The sequence below is a fragment of the Corynebacterium sp. Marseille-P8863 genome (assembly GCF_946902955.1).
In the GTDB taxonomy this organism is placed as follows: Bacteria; Actinomycetota; Actinomycetes; order Mycobacteriales; family Mycobacteriaceae; genus Corynebacterium; species Corynebacterium gottingense.
On record NZ_CAMPQC010000005.1, the window covers coordinates 1 to 20,301 of the forward strand.

Below are 20,301 nucleotides of genomic sequence, written 5' to 3' on the forward strand. Positions count from 1 at the left end.
TGGTTTCGCCACCTGTTGGTGCCGTCTGCTCATGGGCGACGCTGTCACGGTACCAGGCGCGTAACGTGTGGTGGGACACGCCAAGGAGCTCTCCGACTTCCTCGTACGCGCGTTGCCGTGAGCAGGACTCCAGACGGACCATCTCTAGGACTTGATGGACCGCCTTCTCCTTGAATTCGGCGGAATACTTTCTGGGCATAGTGCCAATCCTTCCTTAGCAGAGGTAGGAACTAAACCCAGGACGCTTCAGGGGGGTGTTCCTATATAGGTTGTCAACTCCGCGGGTGGGCTTGTTGGGGGTGTGAACGGCTTCTGCTTCGTCTCGTAGATGTTGTTTTGGGTACCTTGAGGAGCCGATTGGGCTTGCTGTGCAATCGGCTTGGATGGGGGTCTGGTGGCTTTAGGCTGCTGCGGCCTCCTGGATTGTGGGGATGTCTCGGTAGAGCTCGCCGTTTCGCATCATGGCGAAGAGGACGTTGAGGCGTCGGCGTGCGAGTGCGACGACTGCGGCGTTGTGTCTTTTGCCTTCTTTGCGTTTTCGTTCATAGAATTGCCGGGAACGCTCGTGGAATCTGATCGATGCAAAAGACGATTGCCATAGGGCGTTCTTTAATTTTTGTTGCCAGCGCGGTTGGGCGAATTCGACATAATGGACGTTCCTGATTGATTTGTCCGTGGTGATAGGCCTGCATAGGACGCTAGGTGCGCTGCATCGGGGAAGTCGGACATATCGCCAACGGTCATGAGGATCTGTGCTGCGCTACGTGGGCCGATGTCGGGCATGGATAAAAGAATCTCGGTTTGAGGAATGTCTTGAATGAGCTTGAGTACCTGTGCTTCTATTTCCTTGCGATGCTCTAGTTTGGCCAGTGCGTCTTTGGCGGACATTGCTACGCCAAGTTCGGCGTATTCTGCGCCGGCAATGGACACGGTCTGTCCGTGGATGGCAGCAAGCATGGCATCGATGACAGGCTCGGGATTGCGCGCTTTGTGACTGCGCGCAAAGGCTGCTAGGCGTGTTTTACCGATGCGTCGAATCTTGGTGGGGTCACCGTATTTCGCAAGTAGGTGGAGGATCCATTTTCGGTGAATCATCTGTCCGCGCAGAACATGTTCGAATGCAGGATAGGTTCCTACGAGCGCGGATCGCATCTGGTTAATCAGGCGTGTGTAGGCCCGGGCGAGATCTTCGTCAATACCGTTGAGTACTTTCAGCTGGATAAAGACTTCCTCAACGCGGTCGACACTGCGCAAGGAATCTGGAAGGTTAAGACCGGCATGGGCGATGACGTAGGCGTCGCGTACATCGGTTTTGGAGTTGCCGACGTGGATGCGAGAGAGCTGTCGCATCGCAAGCCCTGGTAGATAGCGAACATCTGCCCCCATGTCTTGGGCGACTGCGACGGTTAATCGGCCGATGTTGTTGGGTTGATCGACAATGACCAGGACCGAGGCGTTGTCGGTGAGGAATTTGCCGAAGAGCTTGCGTAGTGAGCCTTCATGCTGGTTGATGCGTTTGGATAGGACTTGCCTGCCTTGGGGATCGAGGACGCAGGCGTGGTGGAAGTATTTGCCGACGTCTACGCCAATGACGAAGTCATAGGCCATGGGTGTGTGCCTCCTAGCGATGAATGAGAAGTTGGACTATTTAAGCTTCATCACTGGGGTTGGTCGGACATACTTGGACTGGCACCCACATTACTGTGAGACCTCATACCACCTGGGCTGGGTCAGGTTCCTATTAGCAGTTTGAGTATGTCACTGTCTTCGGCGACATCACCCCCCGGATCATTTTCTTAACAGGGCGAATATAAGCCATACCGAAGCCAGTGACTAGTTCCCCTGTCCTTTCAGACGGAGGGAACGGAAGTAAACATAGCCCGCCCAATCGGGCGGACAGGTTATGAATCTTCGGTGCCCTGGGGTGGAACTGCTAACAACGTAATGGGCATCCTAAAGTGGGCAGGTAGTTCCAAGGAGAACGCGTGGTGAACACTTGGTGAACCGTGCGGGTGAATGAAAACTGGCGGCGATAGCCCGCGCGAATACCTGTTCACGGATAGACTTGTCCACCATGAACGCAGCCACCGAGCACAATGAACAGTCAACGAGCAACTACCAACCGGTCCACGCTGCCGACATTCAAGCTGCTCAGGCGAAAATTTCCTCGGTGATTGAGCCGACCCCGCTGCAGTACTGCCCGCGGCTGTCGCAGCAGTACGGCGCAGATGTGTACCTCAAGCGTGAGGATTTGCAGGACGTGCGCTCCTACAAGATTCGCGGCGCTTACTACAACATCTCTCGCCTGTCCGCTGAGCAGCGCGCAGCGGGGGTGGTCGCGGCGTCGGCTGGCAATCATGCGCAGGGCGTCGCGTACGCCTGCCGTGCGCTAGGGATCCAGGGCAAGATCTTCGTGCCCAAGCCCACACCGAAGCAGAAGCGCGATCGGATTATGGTCCACGGCGGCGACAACGTCGAGCTCGTCGTGACGGGCAATACGTTCGACGAGGCGGCGGAGGCGGCTCGTGCCGACGCCCGCGAGCGCGGGGCAACAATCATCGAGCCTTTCGACGCCCGCGATACCGTCATCGGGCAGGGCACGGTTGCCGCCGAGATCCTCGCTCAGCTGACGGGGCTTGGCCGGGAGCTGGACACCATCATGGTGCCCGTCGGCGGCGGCGGCCTGCTCGGCGGGATCGTGTCGTACGTGGCAGACATGTCGCCGCGCACGGCCGTGGTGGGGGTGGAACCGCGCGGCGCGGCGTCGCTCGCCGCAGCGCTCGAGCACGGGGGTCCGGTGACGCTGACGGACATTGACCCGTTCGTCGACGGTGCGGCGGTCAAGCGCATCGGCGCGTTCCCGTTCGAGGTGATCGAGCACAACCAAGGGCGCACGCACCTTTTGCGCGCGGACGAGGGCGCGGTGTGCACCGAGATGCTGGCGCTGTATCAAAACGAGGGCATCATCGCCGAGCCCGCGGGCGCGCTGTCGGTGGCGGGACTGGCCGGGATGAAGGTCCAGCCGGGGTCCACCGTCGTATGCGTCATCTCCGGCGGCAACAACGACGTGCTGCGTTACGCGGAGGTCATGGAGCGCTCCCTGGTGCACCGCGGGCTCAAGCACTACTTCCTGGTGAACTTCCCGCAGGAGCCGGGACAGCTGCGTACCTTCCTCACCGACATCCTCGGCCCGGACGATGACATCGTCCTGTTCGAGTACCTGAAGAAGAACAACCGCGAGACCGGCGCGGCGCTGGTCGGCCTGGAGCTCACCCGCGCGAGCGACCTGGAGCCGCTGCTGGAGCGCATGGATGACTCCGTCATCGAGTGCCGCCAGCTCACGCCCGGCACGCCTGAGTACGAGTTCATCGTCTCCAGCTAGCCGAGCAAGCCCAGTGGGCCGAGCTAGCCCAGCGGGCCAAGCGGGCGCTGCCTAGCGCTGGATGTAGGCGATGCCCCAGGGGTCCAGCACCGTCTCGTCATCGCCGACCTGCGGGTGGGTGAACGAGTACAGCAGGGTACCGCCGACCGGCACGGTGACCGGCTCGTCGCTGAAGTTCGCAGCCAGCACGACCGTTCCGTCAGCGCTACCGTCCGCCATGGTCAGCCACTTCTCGCCGTTGTCCACCTGCAGCGTGCGCAGGTCCTCGCGGTTGCAGCCGTGCTCGCGGCGCAGCTGGATCAGGCGCTTGTAGGCGTCGTGGACCTGCTGCTGCTCGTCGGTAAAGGTCCAGTTCAGCTTCGCGGACGTGTAGGTCTCCTCGTTGCCCGGGTCCGGCACTTCGTCGTGGTCCCAGCCCTGGCGGGAGAACTCGTGGAGGCGACCCTGGCGGGTGCCCTCCAGAATCTGCTCATTGGAGTGGGAGACGAAGAAGGGGAACGGGGTGTCCGCGCTGAACTCTTCGCCCATGAACAGCATCGGGGTAAACGGGGAGTGCAGCAGCACCGCAGCCTTGAGCACCTGCTGGGTCGGGGTGAGGTTTTGGCTCGGGCGGTCGCCCGCAGCGCGGTTGCCGGTCTGGTCGTGGTTGGTGGTGTAGGACACCAGGTGCCACGGAGCGACGTGGGAGAGGTCCAGCTCGCGGCCGTGCGTGCGGGCGCGGTACTGCGAGAAGGAGTTGCGGAACCGGTAGCCGTTTCGCAGCGTATCCGCGAGGATCTCGGTGGTGCCGTAGTCCGCGTAGTAGCCCTGCTTCTCTCCGGTCAGCAGCGTGTGGATCCCGTGGTGGAGGTCGTCGAGCCAGTGCCCCTCGAGCCCGTAGCCGCCGCGCTCGGGGGCGCTGATCAGGCGCGGGTCGTTCTGGTCGGACTCGCCGATCACGGTGCGAGGCACGCCGGTGTCCGCAGCGAGGTCGTCGCCGATGCGGGCGATTTCTTCCATGATGGAGAAGGCGAGGCGGTCGTCGTAGGTCTGCACCGCGTCCAGGCGCAGCCCGTCAGCGTGAAACTCGCCGAGCCACTGGCGCACCGCATCCAGGATGTAGGCGCGGACCTCGTCTGAGCCGGGGCCGGAGATGTTGATGACCTCGCCCCAGGCGGTGAGCCCGTCCGTCAGGTACGGACCGAACTCGTCGTTGTAGTTGCCCTCCGGGCCGAAGTGGTTGTACACCACGTCGAGGAGGACGGCGATGCCGCGGGTATGCGCGGCGTCGATAAGCTCCTTGAGCCCCTGCGGGCCGCCGTACGTCTCATGGATGGCAAACCAGTCGACGCCGTCGTAGCCCCAGTTTCGGGTTCCGGCGAAGGGCTGCAGCGGCATGAGTTCGATGGTGTTGACGCCCAGCTCGGCGAGGTAGTCCAGCTTCTCAATCACGCCGGCGAAGGTGCCGGAGGGGGAAAAGGTGCCCACGTGGAGCTCGTAAATCACCATGTCCTTGGTGGGGATGCCGGACCAGTTGTCATCGTTCCACGCGAAGTCGGTGCTCACGACCTCGGACGGGCCATGCACGCCCTCGGGCTGGAGGCGCGTGCGCGGATCCGGCATGGGGATGGACCACTGGGTGCCGTCGAAGAGCGAGAAGGTGTAGTGCTGACCCGGCTGCGGGGCGATGGTGGCGGGGTCGAGCGCCCACCAGCCTGCGCGCTCCGTGTCGGGCTGCATGTCGTGGTCCTCGCCGTCGACGGTCACGCGCACCTGCTGGCCCTTCGGGGCCCATACCTCAAACTGGGCCGGGGTGGTGTGGGACGCAGCATTATTCGCAGTGTTTGTGCTGTGTGATTCACTCATGTTCCCCAGCCTAAGGAGGCGACTCGAGCACTGCAATGACGTCCCCTGCCGGTAGACTTCACCCCTATGCTGAGCACCTACGAGCTGCCCGCCGCGGGCGCGCCGACCACCCACGAACTTGAAATTAAACGTTCCCGGTTCATCACCTGGGTGGGACGCGTCGAATCGGAGGACGAGGCGCGCGAGTTCATCCACGCAGCGCGCGAGGCGTTCCCGGATGCGCGCCACCACTGCTCGGCGTTCATCGTCCACGTCGACGGCGCGCAGCCCATCGAGCGCTCGTCCGACGACGGCGAGCCGTCCGGCACCGCGGGCACGCCCATGCTCGAGGTGCTCAAAGGCTCAGGCCTGGTCAACGTATGCGCCGTGGTCATCCGCTACTTCGGCGGCACCAAGCTGGGCACCGGCGGGCTCGTCAGCGCGTACACGCACGCGGTGACCGGCGCCCTCGAGGACCTGGCGCGCGCCACCCGCAACCTCCGCGAGCTCATCACCGTCAACCTGCCGCACGCCGAGGCCGGACGCATCGAGTCGGAACTGCGCAACGCGGGCATCGAGGTCGTAGACATCGCCTACGGGTCACTGGCCACGTACACGCTCGGGTTCGCCCCGGGGCAGCGCGAGCTTGTCGACGCCCACCTGGCAGCGTCCACCCAAGGCACCGTCGAGTCGAAGGAAGCCGGGCACCGGTGGGTGGAAACGACCGACTGATCCGCGGCAAACGCCGGCTGCGTGTGATCCCGCGATAGACTGTGCAGCATGACGATGCAGCCTCGCCCCAATAACCCCATCGCGCGCCGCAAGGAAGCTGTGCGCAAGTACAGCCGGAACGCCGTCCTCTGGGCCGGCGGCGGAGTGGTCGGCGGTGTCGCCCTCGGCCTCATCGCGAGCTCATGGTCGCTGCTCATCCTCGGTTTCGTCGTCGCCGTGGTCGGCGGCGTGGCCAACTGGATGAAGGTACAGAAGATCGTGAACCACAAAGACGAGTACTAAAGGCGCGGGCGAATGACCCAACCCGACGGAAGGCCCGACGGAAAGGCAGTGCGGATCGACGCCTGGCTGTGGGCCGTCCGCATCTTCAAGACCCGCACCCAGGCCGCGGAGGCCGTGCGCGCCGGGCACGTCAAGCTGAACGAGCAATCGGTGAAACCTGCCGCGCAGGTCGTGCCCGGCGACGCGGTGCGCGTGTGGAAGGACCACCGCTACCGCGACCTGGAGGTCACAGCAACCGTGCGCAAGCGCGTCGGGGCGCCCGTGGCCAAGCAGTGCTACCTCGACCACTCGCCGCCACCGCCCCCGATGGATATTTTCGCCACGATGCCCAAGCGCGAGCGGGGAGCGGGGCGCCCGACGAAGAAGGAGCGGCGCGAGACCGACCGCCTGCTGGGCCGGCGCCGCTAGTCCGCCGCGCGGAGCTGCGCCAGCCGCTTGGTCAGCCGCGCCCGGCGCACCTTCGGTCGGTTGCCGGCGTCCCACGTGCGCTCGATGTGGTCGGTGCCGTAGCGGTTGAGCAGGAGGTCGTCGACAAGCCTGACTTGCCCGGGCACGAATGTGTAGCGCAGGCCGTTGGTTACCGCCTCAAGGTCCGCCGGGTTGAGCAGCTCCGCGACCTGCGAGACCCGCTCGAGGCCGTGCGCGCGCAGCAGCTCGTTGAGGAACCGGTAGTCCGCCGCCCGCGAGAGTGGGTAGCGCGAACCGAGCAGCACCGTGAGGATGCCCGGCAGGGTCTCCGGCGCGATCTGCGCCTCCACGTCCGCCCCCTCCGCAGGTTTCACATCCGTGATCCCGGCGATCTGGTCAAACTGCTGATCGGCCAACTCGATGAGCCCGGCCGCGAGCGTGAACGCACGGTCCACCTGCGGGTCGACGTCCTCAACGGCCCGCTTGTAGCGCACATCGTGCTCGAACTCGGCCCAAGCGTGCTGGAGCACCGTGCGGATTTGCACCTCGAAGGCGGTCCCCACATACTCCTCGAGCCCCTCGGAGCTCTCCTGCACCCGCAGCACCAGGTGGTGCGAGCCGTAGCCGAATCCGCCGGCCACGCGCGTCTCCTCCGCCTTATCCACGCTGCGCAGGACCTCAAACTCCTCCGCCAGCAGCGTCTGCACCGCGGGGATCTCGGTGGAGTGCAGTACCGTAATGCGCGCCCCGATGATGTCTTTAATGTCCGTCCACGGTTCCGGGTAGACGGGTTCGCCGTCGCGCATCTTGCGCGCCTTTTCCTTCAGCGAGGGCCACGTCTTGATCCGCACGTCCACCCGGTCGAAGTTCACGGCGGCATCGCGCATCAGCTCGTGTAGCGCGTGGCGGAACGCCGTCGCCGGGTCCTCGTGCGCATTGAGCCAGTTGAAATAGGTAGAGCCGAGCCGGGCGATGGTCGCGTCGGGAACCCTCGCCTCAGCCTTCCGCGCCCCCTTGCCCGCCCGGGCGCGCTTCTCCTGCTCGTTGCTCATCAGAAGCTACAGCATACCCCGCTGCATGCTTATCGACGCCCCCACAGTCCCATCCTCACGCCCCCGCACGCACGAACAGCGCCACCGGCAGCGCGGAGAACACGTCGGCGACCTGCACAGTCCCGCGAAACTCCCGCCTGCTCAGGCGCTCGACCCACGTGCCCTCCGGCAGGTCCACCGTCGTTTCGCCCCAGCCGCCGGTCCTGGCCAGCTTGAGCGGCTCCCGGGTGGCGAGCCCAATCACCTGCGCGTCCTCGCCCTGCATACCTCGCGCCATGCCGACGAGGTGGTGCTGCGCGGGACCCAGCGCGAACACGGCCCGGTACGAGCCCTCCGAAAATACCTCCGGCCGCTCGTGGCGCAGCCGCAGCGCCTCCGCCGTGACCGCCTGCTTCGCGTGGTTGCCGCGCTCTGCCAGCGCCTCGGGGGTCGGCGGAACCTCGCCGTACAGGAACCGAGCCACGTCGAATGACTCACCGCTGCGGGCGGCGTCGTACTGTGCGAGCGTTTGCGCCCGGGCCGTGTAGTCGACGAAGGCCCTGTTGTCCGGGTCCACGAGCGCAAGTTCCACGAACTCCTGGCCTTGATACGTATCCGGAATCCCCGGCCCGACCAGCTGGAGCAGCTTGCGGCCCAGCGACACCTGGACCGCCCCGATGTGCAGCTGCCGGACGAACGCGCTCACCCGCGCGGCGGCCGGTCCGTACAGGACAGCGTCCACCCAGTCCAGCACCCGCTGTTCGTAGCGCGCATCCGGGTCCACCCAGGTGGTGTGGAGCGCCGCCTCGCGCACCGCCTTCGTGGCGTAGCCGTGCAGGCGCTCCCGCAGTGCGTCCGTCACCTCTCCGTCCTCCGGCCAGACGCCGATGATGTTCTGCAGGAGGAAGTGGCCGGTCGCGCTGTCCGGAGGCGGCACGAGCGCAACAATTTGCCGCACCAGCTCGGCGAAGTCGTTCGGCACCTCGGTGAGCTCGATGATCCGCGCGCGGGTGTCCTCGCTGCGCTTTGTGTCGTGCGTGGACAGTGACGTCATCGCGTGCGGCCACAGCCCGGCGCGCTCGTCCTGCAGCAAGTGGAACTCCGCCGCCCCGACGCCGAAGCGCCCCGGCGCGCCGCCGACTTCCTGCAGCGCCACGAGCCTGCTCGCGCGGTAGAACAGCGTGTCCTCGACGCCCTTGGCCATGACGGCGCCGCAGACTTGGGCGAAGCGGTTCTTCGCCTCGCCGGACGCGAGGAAGGCAGCCGAGATGAGGTCGAGCGCGTTGCGGCGGGAGGGGAAGCGCTTGGACATGTCCGAGATGACGCTGGAGGTGATGCGCGAGAGCGACCGGTAGTCGGCGCGGTAGACGGGCATCGCCGCGACCAGCTCGATCACTGTCGACGCCAATTGCTCATCCGAGACTTCCGCGGTCACCGCGGAGAAGTTGTCGCGGCGGATGGCGCGAACGAGCCTGCGTACCTCGGCGCCCAGCTCGGAGGAGGCGACGTCGTGCTTGAGCTGCTGCTCGCTCGCCGCGATGGCCTCCTCGTCCCAGGTCGAGCCGGATTGCTGCAGGGCGAGCATGCTTAACGTGTCCTCGGCCGAGCGGTTGAGATAGATGCCGTCGAGTTCCCGCAGCGCGTCGTACCCGGTGGTGCCGTCGACGTGCAGGCGCGGGTCGAGCGGCTCGTTGACGCCAAGGATCTTTTCCACCACGAGCCACCGGTCGTGCCCGACGAGGTCCCGCAGGCGGGAGAGGTACGCGAAGGGATTGGTCAACCCGTCGGGGTGGTCGACGCGTACGCCGTCGATAAGCTCTTCTGCGATCAACTGGCGAAGGAGCCGGTGCGTGTGCTCGAAGACAAGTGGATCTTCCTGGCGCACCCCTGCGAGCCCGTTGACGGAGAAGAAGCGGCGGTACGAGATTACGCCGTCGCGCCAGTACATCAGCTTGTACGGCTGGCGTTGGTAGACCTCGAACGGGTCGTCGTCGAGCCCGTCGTAGGAGCCCGGCGCGAGGGGAAAGTAGTTGTCGAAGTAGGCCAGGACATCTTCCCCGCCCGGGGCAGCGCCTGCGGGGAATTCATCCTCGGCCAGGTGGGTGAGGCGGAGCTGCTCCTCGTCGCCCTCCTTGCCCAGCACCGGGAGCCCGAGCTTGCCGCCGGCGCCGTTGTCCTCGTGCCAGTCAATATCAAAGTAGGTGGCAAACTCGGAGTCCGCGCCAAGCTTGAGCACGTCCCACCACCAGCGGTTGCGGTGCGGGACCTCCACGCCCACGTGGTTTGGCACGATGTCCAGCACGATGCCGAGACCGGCGTCGTGTGCTGCCCGGGCGAGCTCGCGCAGGCCCTCGATGCCACCCAGCTCCGGGTTAACCTCGGTCGGATCAATGACGTCGTAGCCGTGATTGGACTCCGGCATGGCGGTAAAGATGGGGGAGAGATAGAGGTGCGATACCCCTAGGTCGCGCAGGTAGGGGATCTGCGCCTGCGCCTCAGCAAACCCGAACGCCCGGCCCGACGGGTCGGCCCCCGGGCCGCGCAGTTGCAGGCGGTAGGTGGAAGTGATGGGTCGACGCATCGTCGTGTTGCTCCTTGAGCTGGAATGAACGGGGACACAGGGACACCCCATTCACCATAGCGAGGTGGCTAGTAAAAGCGGCGTACCTTGCGCGGACGGCACAGCAGGAGCGGGAAGCCGAGTGAGTACCGCATCAGGCGCTCCCAACCAACGACACCAGCGACGTCCCTTGGTGGTGCGTCGAAGACGAACAACTTGTTGTCATCAGCAACGTGGTACAGCAATTCGTGCTCCGGGCGCAGCACTTCCGTGAAGTGCGAGTGCAGCACGTCGAAGGTTGTCGGGTGCGTCACCCACCCCGCGGCCGTCCACCCGAGCGCTTGGACCTCAACGCCGCGCGGGAGCGAGCCTGGGGCGCCACCGAGCGCGATGGACGCGTCCCGGACCCAAAACGCCTCCTCCGGGCCGCGCTCCTCGGCGAAGCGGAGCAGGCGCGCGGCAGCGTGCTTCCACGCTTGGTGCTCCGAAAAGCCCAACATGCCCACTTGCTGGTGCGTGAGCGCGGCCGTTGCCGGGGTGTCAAACACGCACGCCAGGCCGGGCGACAGGCTGACGTACGCGGTTGAGGAGCACAGCCCGGGCGTGAGCCACGCGTACGGGCCGGTGGAATAGCGCTCGTCGCGCCGGGCGAGGCGGGGGATGAGTAAGGCGGGCAGCTCCGGAGCGCGGGGAGCCAGGGTGTCAGAAAAATGCGTCATGCACTATTAGACGCAAAAACTGCCGCCCCGGTTCCATGCGTTGCCAAAAAAGTTGAAAGTTTTTTGACGGAGGGGGAGTTGCCAGGTCAGAACGGTGGTTCGTCGTCAAGCCCGAGCACCGAAAGCAGGCGATCCGCCTGCCAGATCTGGATCTCCTGGCCCTTTTCCTGCAGTTCCTTGGCGCGCTTTTCCTTGGAGGTGACGCTGTTCCAGGCGCCGACCACCAGGATCGTCGTCTTCTTGGTCACGTTCTTGCCCACCTGGCCGCCGTGCTCGGCGATGCCGTTCCAGAGCGTGCCCTTGTCAAAGGGCTCGAATTCGCCGGTAAGCGTGACGTGCTGGCCGTACAGCGGCGAATCCGGGCTGGCGTCCACGTTCGGCTCGGGGACCTTGTCGGGCGTGGCCACAGACTGCCAGGGAGCCGGGCCGCGCTGCCCGTCGCTCGAGGCCCCCGACCCCTTGCCCGAGCCGGATTGCCCACCGCGCTTCGGCCCGGCCTGGTTACTGCCGCGCGGCGCGGCGGCAGCCTCCACGACGGCCTGCACGCCGCCGGCGACGAGCAGCTCCGCTTGCGCGGCACTCCGCGTCCCGGAGCGGTCCCGCGTCACCGGCGTGACCTTCGCCTGCTCGATGGTGCCCAGCACAAAGCCACTGTTGTGCACGAAGTTGGCCAGGGAGCCTGTGTGGTGCGCCCGGCGCGCCAGACCGAGCATGATGCCGGCGCACGCGGCCGCGTCGGCGCACGCGTCGTGGTGGTTGTCCAGGTCCACACCGAAATACTCCGAAAGCGTGGGCAGGCGGTGGTTGCGCACGTCAAGGCGCTCCGCGCGCGACTGCGCGAGCGTGCACGCGAACAGCATGGGCGGCACCGGGTGCCCCGTAGCCACGCACGCGCTGTGCAGCGCCGAGGCGTCAAACTGCGCGTTGTGCGCGACCAACGGCAGCTCGCCGACGAAGTCAATCATCGCGTCGATGCGATCAGCCACGCCGGGCGCGTCAGCTACATCATCGGCGGTAATCCCGTGGATGGCCACGTTGCCCGGCTCGAACAGCTTGCAGCTCTCCGGAGGCTGGCACAGCCACGACACGCGGTCGACCTCTTCGCCGTCCACAAACTTGACCAGCCCAATCTGGCAGATGGAGCCCCAGTTGGGGTTGGCGGTCTCCACGTCGAACCCCACGAAATCGAAGCCGGGGATCGCGCCAGAGGCTTCCGCATTATCGACGTCCGGGGCTTCGCCCCGGCGCGCCGCAGCCACCAGCGACGCGAGCGCTTCTACTTGCGACGCCTCGCCGGGCGCGAAGCGCACCACCTTGGTGTCCCCAGCCCCGAGCGTGATGGTGAGGCGGCCTTCTTGCCACCCGTCCCCGGGCTCGGTGGTCACCTTGGTGATGTCCGCGACGTCCACGCTGTGCTCGTCGGACTCGCCCGCGAGGGCGGCGGCGAGGGGCGAGGGGCGCCACACCACCTTTGAGTTGGTCACCGTTATCAGGGCGCCGTGGGCGGAAATCACGTGAACTACTCTCCAATCACAGGCAAATGCGGGTTCGCACTAGTCTACCGGGGCGGTGGGGCGTCGATAAGCACCTGCCCCTTAGTCCTCCGGCATCACCGGCGGCTCGATCTGCTTGAGCACCATGGTGGAGCGGGCGGGCACGGTCAGGGTGCCCTCGGCGTCGGCGGGATCGAAGCCGACGGGGTAGCCCAGGGGCTCGGTCGTGTCGATGAGCACCTCCCACTTGGCGCCGAACTTCTGCGGCGGGATGCGGAACTCGATGTCCTCGTAGTGGGCGTTGAACATGAGCACGAAGGAATCGTCCGTGATGCGGCGGCCGCGCGAATCGGGTTCGGAGATCGCGTCGCCGTTGAGGTAGACCATGAGCGCCTTGCCAAAGGCGAAGTCCCAGTCCTTCTGTTCCATTTGCTGCCCGTCCGGGACGAGCCAGGCGATCTCGCGGTCCAGCACGTCCTCACCCAGCGCACCACCGGAGAGGAAGCGACGGCGGCGGAAGACGGGGTGGGCCTTGCGGATGGCAATGAGGCGTTTGGTGAAGTCGTGGAGCTCGTTTGCCTCGTCCAGGCGGTCCCAGTTCATCCAGGCGATCTCGTTGTCCTGGCAGTAGACGTTGTTGTTGCCGCCTTGGGTGCGCGCAAACTCGTCGCCGTGGGCGATCATGGGCGTGCCCTGGGACAACAGGAGCGTGGTGAGGAAGTTGCGGCGCTGCTGGGCGCGGAGCTGGCGCACCTCCGGATCGTCCGTCGGGCCCTCCACGCCACAGTTCCAGGAGCGGTTGTGGCTCTCGCCGTCGCGGTTGTCCTCGCCGTTCGCGTCGTTGTGCTTCTCGTTGTAGCTCACCAAGTCATTGAGCGTGAAGCCGTCGTGCGCGGTGATGAAGTTGATCGACGCGGTCGGGCGGCGATCGTTGTGTTGGTACAGGTCCGAGGAGCCGGTGAGGCGGGACGCGAACTCGCCCAGGGTGGAGCCCTCGCCGCGCCAGAAGTCGCGCATGGTGTCGCGGTACTTGCCGTTCCACTCGCTCCACAGCGACGGGAAGTTGCCCACCTGGTAGCCGCCCTCGCCGACGTCCCACGGCTCCGCGATGAGCTTGACCTGGCTGACAACCGGGTCCTGCTGCACGAGGTCGAAGAAGGTGGCCAGGCGGTCCACATCGGAGAACTCGCGGGCAAGGGTGGAGGCGAGGTCGAAGCGGAAACCGTCGACGTGCATCTCAGTGACCCAGTAGCGGAGGCTGTCCATAATCAGCTGCAGCGAGTGCGGGTCGCGCACGTTAAAGGAGTTGCCCGTCCCCGTGTAGTCCATGTAGTGGTACTTGTCATCGTCCACCAGGCGGTAGTACGCCTCATTATCAATGCCGCGGAACGCAATCGTCGGGCCCATGTGGTTGCCCTCCGCGGTGTGGTTGTACACCACGTCCAGGATGATCTCCATGCCCGCCTCGTGGTAGGCGCGCACCAGGTGCTTGAACTCGGCCACGGCGTCGCCGGGGTTGGAGGTGGAGGCGTAGTCGTGCTCCGGGGCGAAGAAGCCGAAGGTGTTGTAGCCCCAGTAGTTGCGCAGCCCCATTTCCTTCAGGCGGTCGTCCTGGAAGAACTGGTGGATCGGCAGCAGCTCGACGGAGGTGACGCCGAGGTCCTTGAGGTATTCCACCATTGCGGGGTGTGCCATACCGGCGTAGGTGCCGCGCAGGTTTTCCGGGATGTCCGGGTGCGACTGCGTCATGCCCTTGACGTGGCACTCGTAAATCACCGTTTCCTCGTCGGGGATGCGCGGGCTGCGGTCGTCGCCCCAATCGAAGAACGGGTTGATCACGACCGAAAGCATGGTGTGACCCAAGGAGTCTTCCTCATTGCGGCCGGTGCCGGGTTCCTCAGCGTCCGGGTCGTAGGAAAACAGCGCGGAGTGGGTGTCAAAGGAGCCGTCGAATGCGCGCGCGTAGGGGTCGATGAGCAGCTTGCTCGGGTCGCAGCGCTTGCCGTCAGCCGGGTCCCACGGCCCGTGGACCCGGTAGCCATAGCGCTGGCCGGGGGCGATGCCGGGGAGGTAGCCGTGCCAGATGTGGTTGTCCATCTCTTCCAGGGGGACGCGCGTTTCGGCTCCGTCGTCGTCGATCAGGCACAGCTCGACGGCATCGGCGACACCGGAGAACAGCGCGAAGTTCGTGCCGGCTCCGTCGTAGGTGGAGCCAAGCGGGTATGCGGATCCTGGCCACACGATCGGTGCCTCGGAGGTGGTGGGTGCATCAGAAGGTGCAGAAGGTTCAGTCATGTCGCCCGATCCTAGCCAAATTTGCGCGCCCGGTCCCGGCTACGCGCCCGCCTCGCCCGCAGTGCCTCCCGCGCGCAACCCCGCCATGAGGAGCGCGACGCTTTCCTCGTGCTCGCGCGTCGCTTCCTCGGCGCCCACCACCGGCCGCTCCCCGGTGGCTTCCGCTAGCTGCGCGCCCGATTGGTACATCGTCGCCGCGCCAAGCGTCATGGTGACCAGGCCCGCCGCCGCTGAGCGAAGGACACTTGCCGGAGCGCCCTCGTTCGCGACTTCCCGCACTGCCTCCTCAAAGACGGTGGAAAGCTCCCCGCGGATGCGCGCTCCCGGCTGGCTCATTGCCGCGAGCACGACCTCGGCGCCATCGCGGATGCCCAGGACGGCCTCCCGGAGGGCGCGCGCGAGCTGTTCCGGCGCGGTCGCCTCCCCCGCGGCGTCGGCTGCAACTGGTCGCACAATCTCCGCGGCAAGGCAGGAGATGAGCTCCTGCTTGTTCTCGATGTGCCAATACAATGCCCCCGGGGCAACGCCGAGTGAAGTGGCCACGCGGCGCATTGAGACGTCCGCGAGCCCGTACTCTGCCAAAATGCGCAGCGCGGATGCGGTAATGGTGTACCGGGTCAACTGCATAATGCTCCATCGTAACTGTGGCGCCGCCTGGGCACGGAAGGTTCGTTGCCCCGATTGCTCACAGGAAGCGCCCAGAATGTTGTCACCTCAACTCGACGATTGCCCCAGCTGGGTGTTGTTAGGATGGTCGAGACAACTTACAAGTATCTCGAGCGTGCGTTCGCGCGTCCAAGAGTGATACGAACCCGGGCGGTCCGACTTCCCGGGAGATGAAGAGAGGTAATTCGTGAGGTTTTCCACCAAGACGACGAAAGCTGCTGCAGCAGGTGTCACGGCAATCGCCCTGACCTTGACACTGTCTGCGTGTGGCTCAGGGGAGGAAACCAACGGCGGCGGTCTGTCCACAGCAGCTGAGGCCGCCGGGGACAACGGGGCCGACAACACCGAGTCCGTCGACGGCGCCGCGAAGGAATCGGAAAAGAAGTCCGGGGACGACAAGGACCAGAAGGACGGACAGAAGGACCAGGACTCCAAGGGCGGGGACGCCGCGAAGAAGACCTCGGAGAAGGATGCCAAGCACTCCGGCGAGAAGGATTCCGGCTCCGACAACCAGGGCGAGAACGGCGATGTGCCCACCATTGCTAACCCGTTTGCGGACGGTGAGTACGAGCAGGTCACCCACGAGCCGATCGCCGGTGGCCAGGATGCGTCGCAGGGCGACATCGACGAGATGACCAAGGTCGTCGAGGCCGTCTCCAACCCGGAGTCGCTCGCCACCTGGACCCGCACCATCCTGGATAACTCCTGCAAGGCCGTGCGCGACCCTGCGATGGAGGAGCTTGAGCGCCAGGGCATGACCCTGGACTCCGTCGAGGAAGCGGCGCGGATGCAGGAAGATGCCGGCATGACCATGGACCTGCCGAAGTCCGAGATCTCCCTGGCGGACGTTCGTGTTGACGGCGACCGCGCCTCCGCGTCCGTGACGGCCAAGAATGATTCCGGCGAGGATACCCAGACCCAGCTCTTCCAGCGCGAGGATGGCCGCTGGAAGCTCTGCAACTAGTCAGCGCCCTTCGTTGAGTACTGCATTAGAAACACCCCAGCCCGCGTCGCGGCCCCGCATCCCGAGGTTCCCAGCCCGGATCGGGGCGGACGCGGGCCTTGTAGTGTGCGCGCTGCTGCTCGGTATCGGCGGCGGCCTCGTGTGGGGCTGGCTGCGCCCGGCGTACGTGGGCACGGCGGATGACGGGAGGCTCGCCATCGACCAGGTGGCCAGCCCGGCAAACGTGGAGTTCGCCGCGACCGGCTGGTTCAGCCTGATCACTCTGGCCATCGGCGTCGTCCTGGCCGTCGTCGCGTTGCACCAGTTCGCTTCTCGACGCACCCGTGGAGGCCTCGGCTCGCTGTGTTGGCTCATCGCCTGCGCGGTCTCCGCGGTCCTGACGGTGGCCGTTACCGGCGACGTGCTCGCCGCGGCGCTGCACCCTCTGGACCACGCGAACCTGGCCGACGGCCAGCAGATCGAGATGGTGCCTCCCGCCAAACTCGGCGCTGCATGGTTGGTCGGCCCGTTTGTCTCCTCCCTGATCTACTGGGCCTCCAACGCGTTGTCCCTCGTCGTGGAGCGGGACGAACTGCCAACTGACTGACGAACTTGCCGCGCGCAGCGGTCCCGACCCCTACACTGGAAACGTCCTGGGGCACAGCCACGCAAAGGCCGCGCCCCGTACCTCAAAGCAACGCGAGCGATGTTGGGAGTTTCCATGCTGCACGTCACCGACCTCCGGGACACCACGCCGACGACATCCGAGCTCCGTCGCGCACTACCGCGCGGCGGGACGGACGTGAACGCGGTCCTGCCCACCGTGGCGCCGATGGTGGAGGCCGTGCGCACCGGAGGAGCTGCGAAAGCCCTGGAATACGGCGAACAGTTCGACCGGATCCGCCCCGCGTCGGTGCGCGTGCCCGCCGAGGTCATTGAGCGGGCCGTCGCCGACCTTGACCCCGCGGTGCGCGACGCGCTTGAGCTGGCCATCCAGCGCATCCGCCGCGTCCACGCGGAGCAGAAGCCAGCGGCGCACACGACGCGCCTGGCGGCGTCGGCGCACGTCACCGAAAAGTTCGTTCCCATCAACCGCGTGGGCCTCTACGTCCCCGGGGGCAAGGCGGTCTACCCGTCGAGCGTGCTCATGAACGTCATCCCGGCGCAGGAGGCGGGTGCCACCTCCATGGTGGTGTGCACACCGCCCCAGGAGGAGTTCGGCGGCTGGCCGCACCCGACCACGCTCGCCGCCTGCTCCTTGCTCGGCATCACCGAGGTCTGGGCGGTCGGTGGCGCACAGGCCGTGGCGCTCATGGCGTTCGGCGACGACGCAGTCGAGCTCGAGCCGGTGGACATGGTCACCGGGCCCGGCAACATTTTCGTCGCCGCCGCCAAACGCCTGGTCAACGGCGTGGTTGGCATCGACGCAGAGGCGGGCCCCAGCGAGATCGCGGTGATCGCGGACGAGCACGCCAACGCCGAGTACGTCGCGCTGGACCTTATTTCCCAGGCGGAGCACGACGAGCAGGCGGCCAGTGTCCTCATCACTGACTCGGAAGCGTTCGCGCGCCGCGTCGACGAGCTGGTGGAGCAGCACTCCACGTCCACGCTCAATGCCGAGCGTGCCCGCAGCGCGCTGGGCGGGGCGCAATCCGGCATCGTGCTGGTGAGCGACATGGACGCCGCGGTCGCCGTGGCCGACGCCTACGCCCCGGAGCACCTCGAGGTCCACACCGCCAACGCCCGGGAGGTTGCGGAGCGCGTGACCAACGCCGGCGCGATTTTCGTCGGCCCGTACTCGCCGGTGCCGCTTGGCGACTACGCCGCCGGCTCCAACCACGTCCTGCCCACGTCCGGCACCGCGCGGTTCTCCGCGGGCCTGTCCACCCACACCTTTCTCAAGCCGGTCAACCTCATCGAGTACGACCAGGCCGCGCTGGCGGAGATCGGCCAGGCGATCATCACCCTGGCCGCCGAGGAGCAGCTGCCCGCCCACGGCGAATCCATCCGCGCACGACTCGAAGGAGGCCGCTAACCATGCAGTTTCAGGACGGCACACTCGCCGCGTCCACCGAGCTCGCCGGGCTGCCGCTGCGCGAGGAACTGCGCGGCAAGTCCGCGTACGGCGCGCCGCAGCTCAAGGTCCCGGTCGCGCTGAATACCAATGAGAACCCGTACCCGCCATCGCAGGAGCTTATCGACGCTCTCGTGCAGGAAGTTGCCGCCGTCGCCGGCAACCTCAACCGCTACCCGGACCGCGACGCGCTCGCGCTTCGTAGCGACCTCGCCGCCTACATCAGCGGCCAAACCGGCGTCCGCGTCACCCGCGACAACGTCTGGGCGGCCAACGGCTCGAACGAAATCCTCCAGCAGCTGCTGCAGGCCTTCGCCGGCCCCGGCCGCAGTGCGATGGGGTTTATCCCCAGCTACTCCATGCACCCGATTCTGTCTGCGGGCACGCAAACGGAGTTCATCGCGGTCCCGCGCGGTGAGGACTTCCGGATTGATCTTGAGGCGGCGCTGGTGGGCGTCGATAAGCATGCGCCCGACGTCATCTTTATCACCACGCCGAACAACCCGACTGGCGACGTAACGACCCTGGACGACATCGAGCGGCTCATCCAGGCCGCGCCGGGCATCGTGATCGTGGACGAGGCGTACGCCGAGTTCTCGCCGAGCGCTTCGGCGGTGACGCTGCTGGAGCGGTACCCGGAGAAGCTCGTGGTGTCGCGGACCATGTCCAAGGCCTTCGATTTTGCGGGCGGGCGGCTCGGCTACTTCGTCGCGGCGCCTGCGTTTATCCAGGCAGTGATGCTCGTGCGGCTGCCGTACCACCTCTCGGTGCTTGCGCAGGCGGCCGCGCGCGTGGCGCTTCGGTACGCGGGGCAGACCCTGGAAACCGTGGAGAAGCTCGCGCAGGAGCGCGACCGAGTCCAGGCGGGGCTGGAGGAGATGGGCTACGATGTCGTGCCGAGCGAGTCGAACTTCGTCTTCTTCGGGCCGTTTGCCAACGCGCCCGCCGCGTGGCAGGAGTTCCTCGATTGCGGCGTGCTGATTCGCGACGTCGGGGTGGCCGGCCACCTCCGCGCGACCATCGGCCTACCGCACGAAAACGACGCATTTCTCACCGCAGCGAAGGAGGTTTCCCATGACTGAGTCCCCGGTTCCAGCCACGCAGCGCATCGGCACCGCGACCCGCACGACCAGCGAGTCCGACATTACGGTGCAGATCAACCTTGACGGCACGGGCCAGGTCGAGGTTGACACCGGCCTGCCGTTTTTTGACCACATGCTCACCGCGTTTGGCACCCACGGTGCGTTCGACCTCTCCGTGCGTGCCCAGGGCGATACGCACATCGACGCCCACCACACCGTCGAGGACACCGCCATCACACTGGGCTGGGCGCTTATCGACGCCATCGGTGACAAGCGCGGCATCCGCCGGTTCGGATCGATGCTGCTGCCCATGGACGAGACCTTGGTGGAAGGTGTCGTCGACCTTTCCGGGCGGCCCTACTTTGTCATGCACGGCGAGCCCGAGCACATGGACTGGCAGGTCATCGGCGGGCACTACGCCACCGTGATCAACCGCCACTTCTTCGAGACGCTGGCGTACAACGCGCGCCTCACGCTCCACCTCAACGTGCGCTACGGGCGCGACCCGCACCACATCACGGAGGCGGAGTACAAGGCGGTGGCCCGCAGCCTGCGCCAGTCGGTGGAGCGCGACCCCCGTATCTCGGGGGTGCCGTCGACGAAGGGGGCGCTGTAGGTGTTTAACGTCGCTGCCGGAATGTGGGTTGTCGTCCTCTTCCTGCTTGCCGGGCTGCTCGCTGGGGGAGTGTGGTCGGCGTATCAACACGGCTCAAAGGCCGTCACAATCGTATTAGCTCTACTCGCTGCGCTGGCATTCGTGTTCGCGCTGTTCAACATGGCAAAGGTGGTGTGAGGTGTCCTTCTTTTCCC

Annotated in this window: 18 protein-coding genes and 1 pseudogene; 10 read left to right on the forward strand and 9 right to left on the reverse strand. The window is 65.9% G+C overall.

The features are described from left to right. On the reverse strand, nt 1-199 hold a 199-nt coding region (locus OVO38_RS04915), incomplete at its 3' end, for a transposase (protein WP_267207890.1). Between the two features lie 201 nt (nt 200-400). Continuing rightward, a pseudogene (locus OVO38_RS04920) lies at nt 401-1,608 on the reverse strand (IS110 family transposase). A gap of 466 nt (nt 1,609-2,074) precedes the next feature. On the opposite strand from OVO38_RS04920, the gene ilvA reads away from it, so the two are divergent. Further along, complete coding sequence (gene ilvA, locus OVO38_RS04925; protein WP_095545935.1) at nt 2,075-3,382, forward strand: threonine ammonia-lyase IlvA; 1,308 nt, start codon at nt 2,075-2,077, stop codon at nt 3,380-3,382. Nucleotides 3,383-3,433: 51 nt separating this feature from the next. Here the strand turns inward: ilvA and treZ are convergent, their stop codons facing one another. Continuing rightward, complete coding sequence (gene treZ, locus OVO38_RS04930; protein WP_267207891.1) at nt 3,434-5,227, reverse strand: malto-oligosyltrehalose trehalohydrolase; 1,794 nt, start codon at nt 5,225-5,227, stop codon at nt 3,434-3,436. Between the two features lie 66 nt (nt 5,228-5,293). Here treZ and OVO38_RS04935 point away from each other — a divergent pair, with 66 nt between their 5' ends. The 3 genes from OVO38_RS04935 to OVO38_RS04945 are packed head-to-tail and all read left to right on the forward strand — an operon-like array spanning nt 5,294 to nt 6,628. After that, the gene (locus OVO38_RS04935) at nt 5,294-5,938 is read left to right on the forward strand and encodes an IMPACT family protein (protein WP_267207892.1); all 645 of its coding nucleotides are present in this window, start codon (nt 5,294-5,296) and stop codon (nt 5,936-5,938) included. 48 nt (nt 5,939-5,986) lie between these two features. After that, on the forward strand, nt 5,987-6,220 hold the full coding sequence (locus tag OVO38_RS04940) for a hypothetical protein (protein WP_095277586.1): 234 nt from the start codon (nt 5,987-5,989) through the stop codon (nt 6,218-6,220). A 12-nt stretch (nt 6,221-6,232) separates the two neighbouring features. Beyond that, on the forward strand, nt 6,233-6,628 hold the full coding sequence (locus tag OVO38_RS04945) for an RNA-binding S4 domain-containing protein (RefSeq protein WP_095536804.1): 396 nt from the start codon (nt 6,233-6,235) through the stop codon (nt 6,626-6,628). Here the strand turns inward: OVO38_RS04945 and OVO38_RS04950 are convergent. The 6 genes from OVO38_RS04950 to OVO38_RS04975 all read right to left on the reverse strand — a co-directional run bounded on the left by OVO38_RS04950 (nt 6,625) and on the right by OVO38_RS04975 (nt 15,353). Further along, the gene (locus tag OVO38_RS04950) at nt 6,625-7,680 is read right to left on the reverse strand and encodes a GTP pyrophosphokinase (RefSeq protein WP_267207893.1); all 1,056 of its coding nucleotides are present in this window, start codon (nt 7,678-7,680) and stop codon (nt 6,625-6,627) included. The two genes, OVO38_RS04945 and OVO38_RS04950, sit on opposite strands and share 4 nt — an antisense overlap. Before the next feature lie 55 nt (nt 7,681-7,735). Further along, nucleotides 7,736-10,240, reverse strand: coding sequence for a malto-oligosyltrehalose synthase (treY, locus tag OVO38_RS04955; protein ID WP_267207894.1), 2,505 nt, complete (start codon nt 10,238-10,240; stop codon nt 7,736-7,738). A 68-nt stretch (nt 10,241-10,308) separates the two neighbouring features. Continuing rightward, nucleotides 10,309-10,938: a hypothetical protein gene (locus OVO38_RS04960; protein ID WP_267207895.1), complete on the reverse strand. Its 630-nt coding sequence runs from the start codon at nt 10,936-10,938 to the stop codon at nt 10,309-10,311. A gap of 86 nt (nt 10,939-11,024) precedes the next feature. Continuing rightward, nucleotides 11,025-12,452 carry an exonuclease domain-containing protein gene (locus OVO38_RS04965; protein ID WP_267207896.1) on the reverse strand — a complete coding sequence of 476 codons (1,428 nt, stop codon included), beginning with the start codon at nt 12,450-12,452 and terminating at the stop codon, nt 11,025-11,027. 81 nt (nt 12,453-12,533) lie between these two features. Next, nucleotides 12,534-14,726 (reverse strand): glycogen debranching protein GlgX, encoded by a 2,193-nt coding sequence (glgX, locus tag OVO38_RS04970; RefSeq protein WP_095534850.1) that lies wholly within the window; start codon nt 14,724-14,726, stop codon nt 12,534-12,536. 39 nt (nt 14,727-14,765) lie between these two features. Beyond that, a complete protein-coding gene (locus OVO38_RS04975) occupies nt 14,766-15,353 on the reverse strand; it encodes a TetR family transcriptional regulator (RefSeq protein WP_267207897.1) in 588 nt (195 codons plus the stop codon). Nucleotides 15,354-15,579: 226 nt separating this feature from the next. On the opposite strand from OVO38_RS04975, the gene OVO38_RS04980 reads away from it, so the two are divergent. From OVO38_RS04980 to OVO38_RS05005, 6 genes are all read left to right on the forward strand, one after another. Then, nucleotides 15,580-16,356, forward strand: coding sequence for a hypothetical protein (locus tag OVO38_RS04980; RefSeq protein WP_267207898.1), 777 nt, complete (start codon nt 15,580-15,582; stop codon nt 16,354-16,356). 13 nt (nt 16,357-16,369) lie between these two features. Continuing rightward, nucleotides 16,370-16,942 (forward strand): hypothetical protein, encoded by a 573-nt coding sequence (locus OVO38_RS04985; RefSeq protein ID WP_267207899.1) that lies wholly within the window; start codon nt 16,370-16,372, stop codon nt 16,940-16,942. Nucleotides 16,943-17,056: 114 nt separating this feature from the next. Continuing rightward, complete coding sequence (hisD, locus tag OVO38_RS04990; RefSeq protein ID WP_095555123.1) at nt 17,057-18,370, forward strand: histidinol dehydrogenase; 1,314 nt, start codon at nt 17,057-17,059, stop codon at nt 18,368-18,370. Nucleotides 18,371-18,372: 2 nt separating this feature from the next. Further along, complete coding sequence (locus OVO38_RS04995; protein WP_267207900.1) at nt 18,373-19,491, forward strand: histidinol-phosphate transaminase; 1,119 nt, start codon at nt 18,373-18,375, stop codon at nt 19,489-19,491. Next, nucleotides 19,484-20,107, forward strand: a complete 624-nt coding sequence (gene hisB / locus OVO38_RS05000; protein ID WP_267207901.1) for an imidazoleglycerol-phosphate dehydratase HisB — start codon at nt 19,484-19,486, stop codon at nt 20,105-20,107. The genes OVO38_RS04995 and hisB overlap by 8 nt, the downstream gene beginning before the upstream one ends. Further along, nucleotides 20,108-20,284: a hypothetical protein gene (locus OVO38_RS05005; protein WP_158221631.1), complete on the forward strand. Its 177-nt coding sequence runs from the start codon at nt 20,108-20,110 to the stop codon at nt 20,282-20,284. It begins immediately after the preceding gene. Nucleotides 20,285-20,301: the final 17 nt, after the last annotated feature.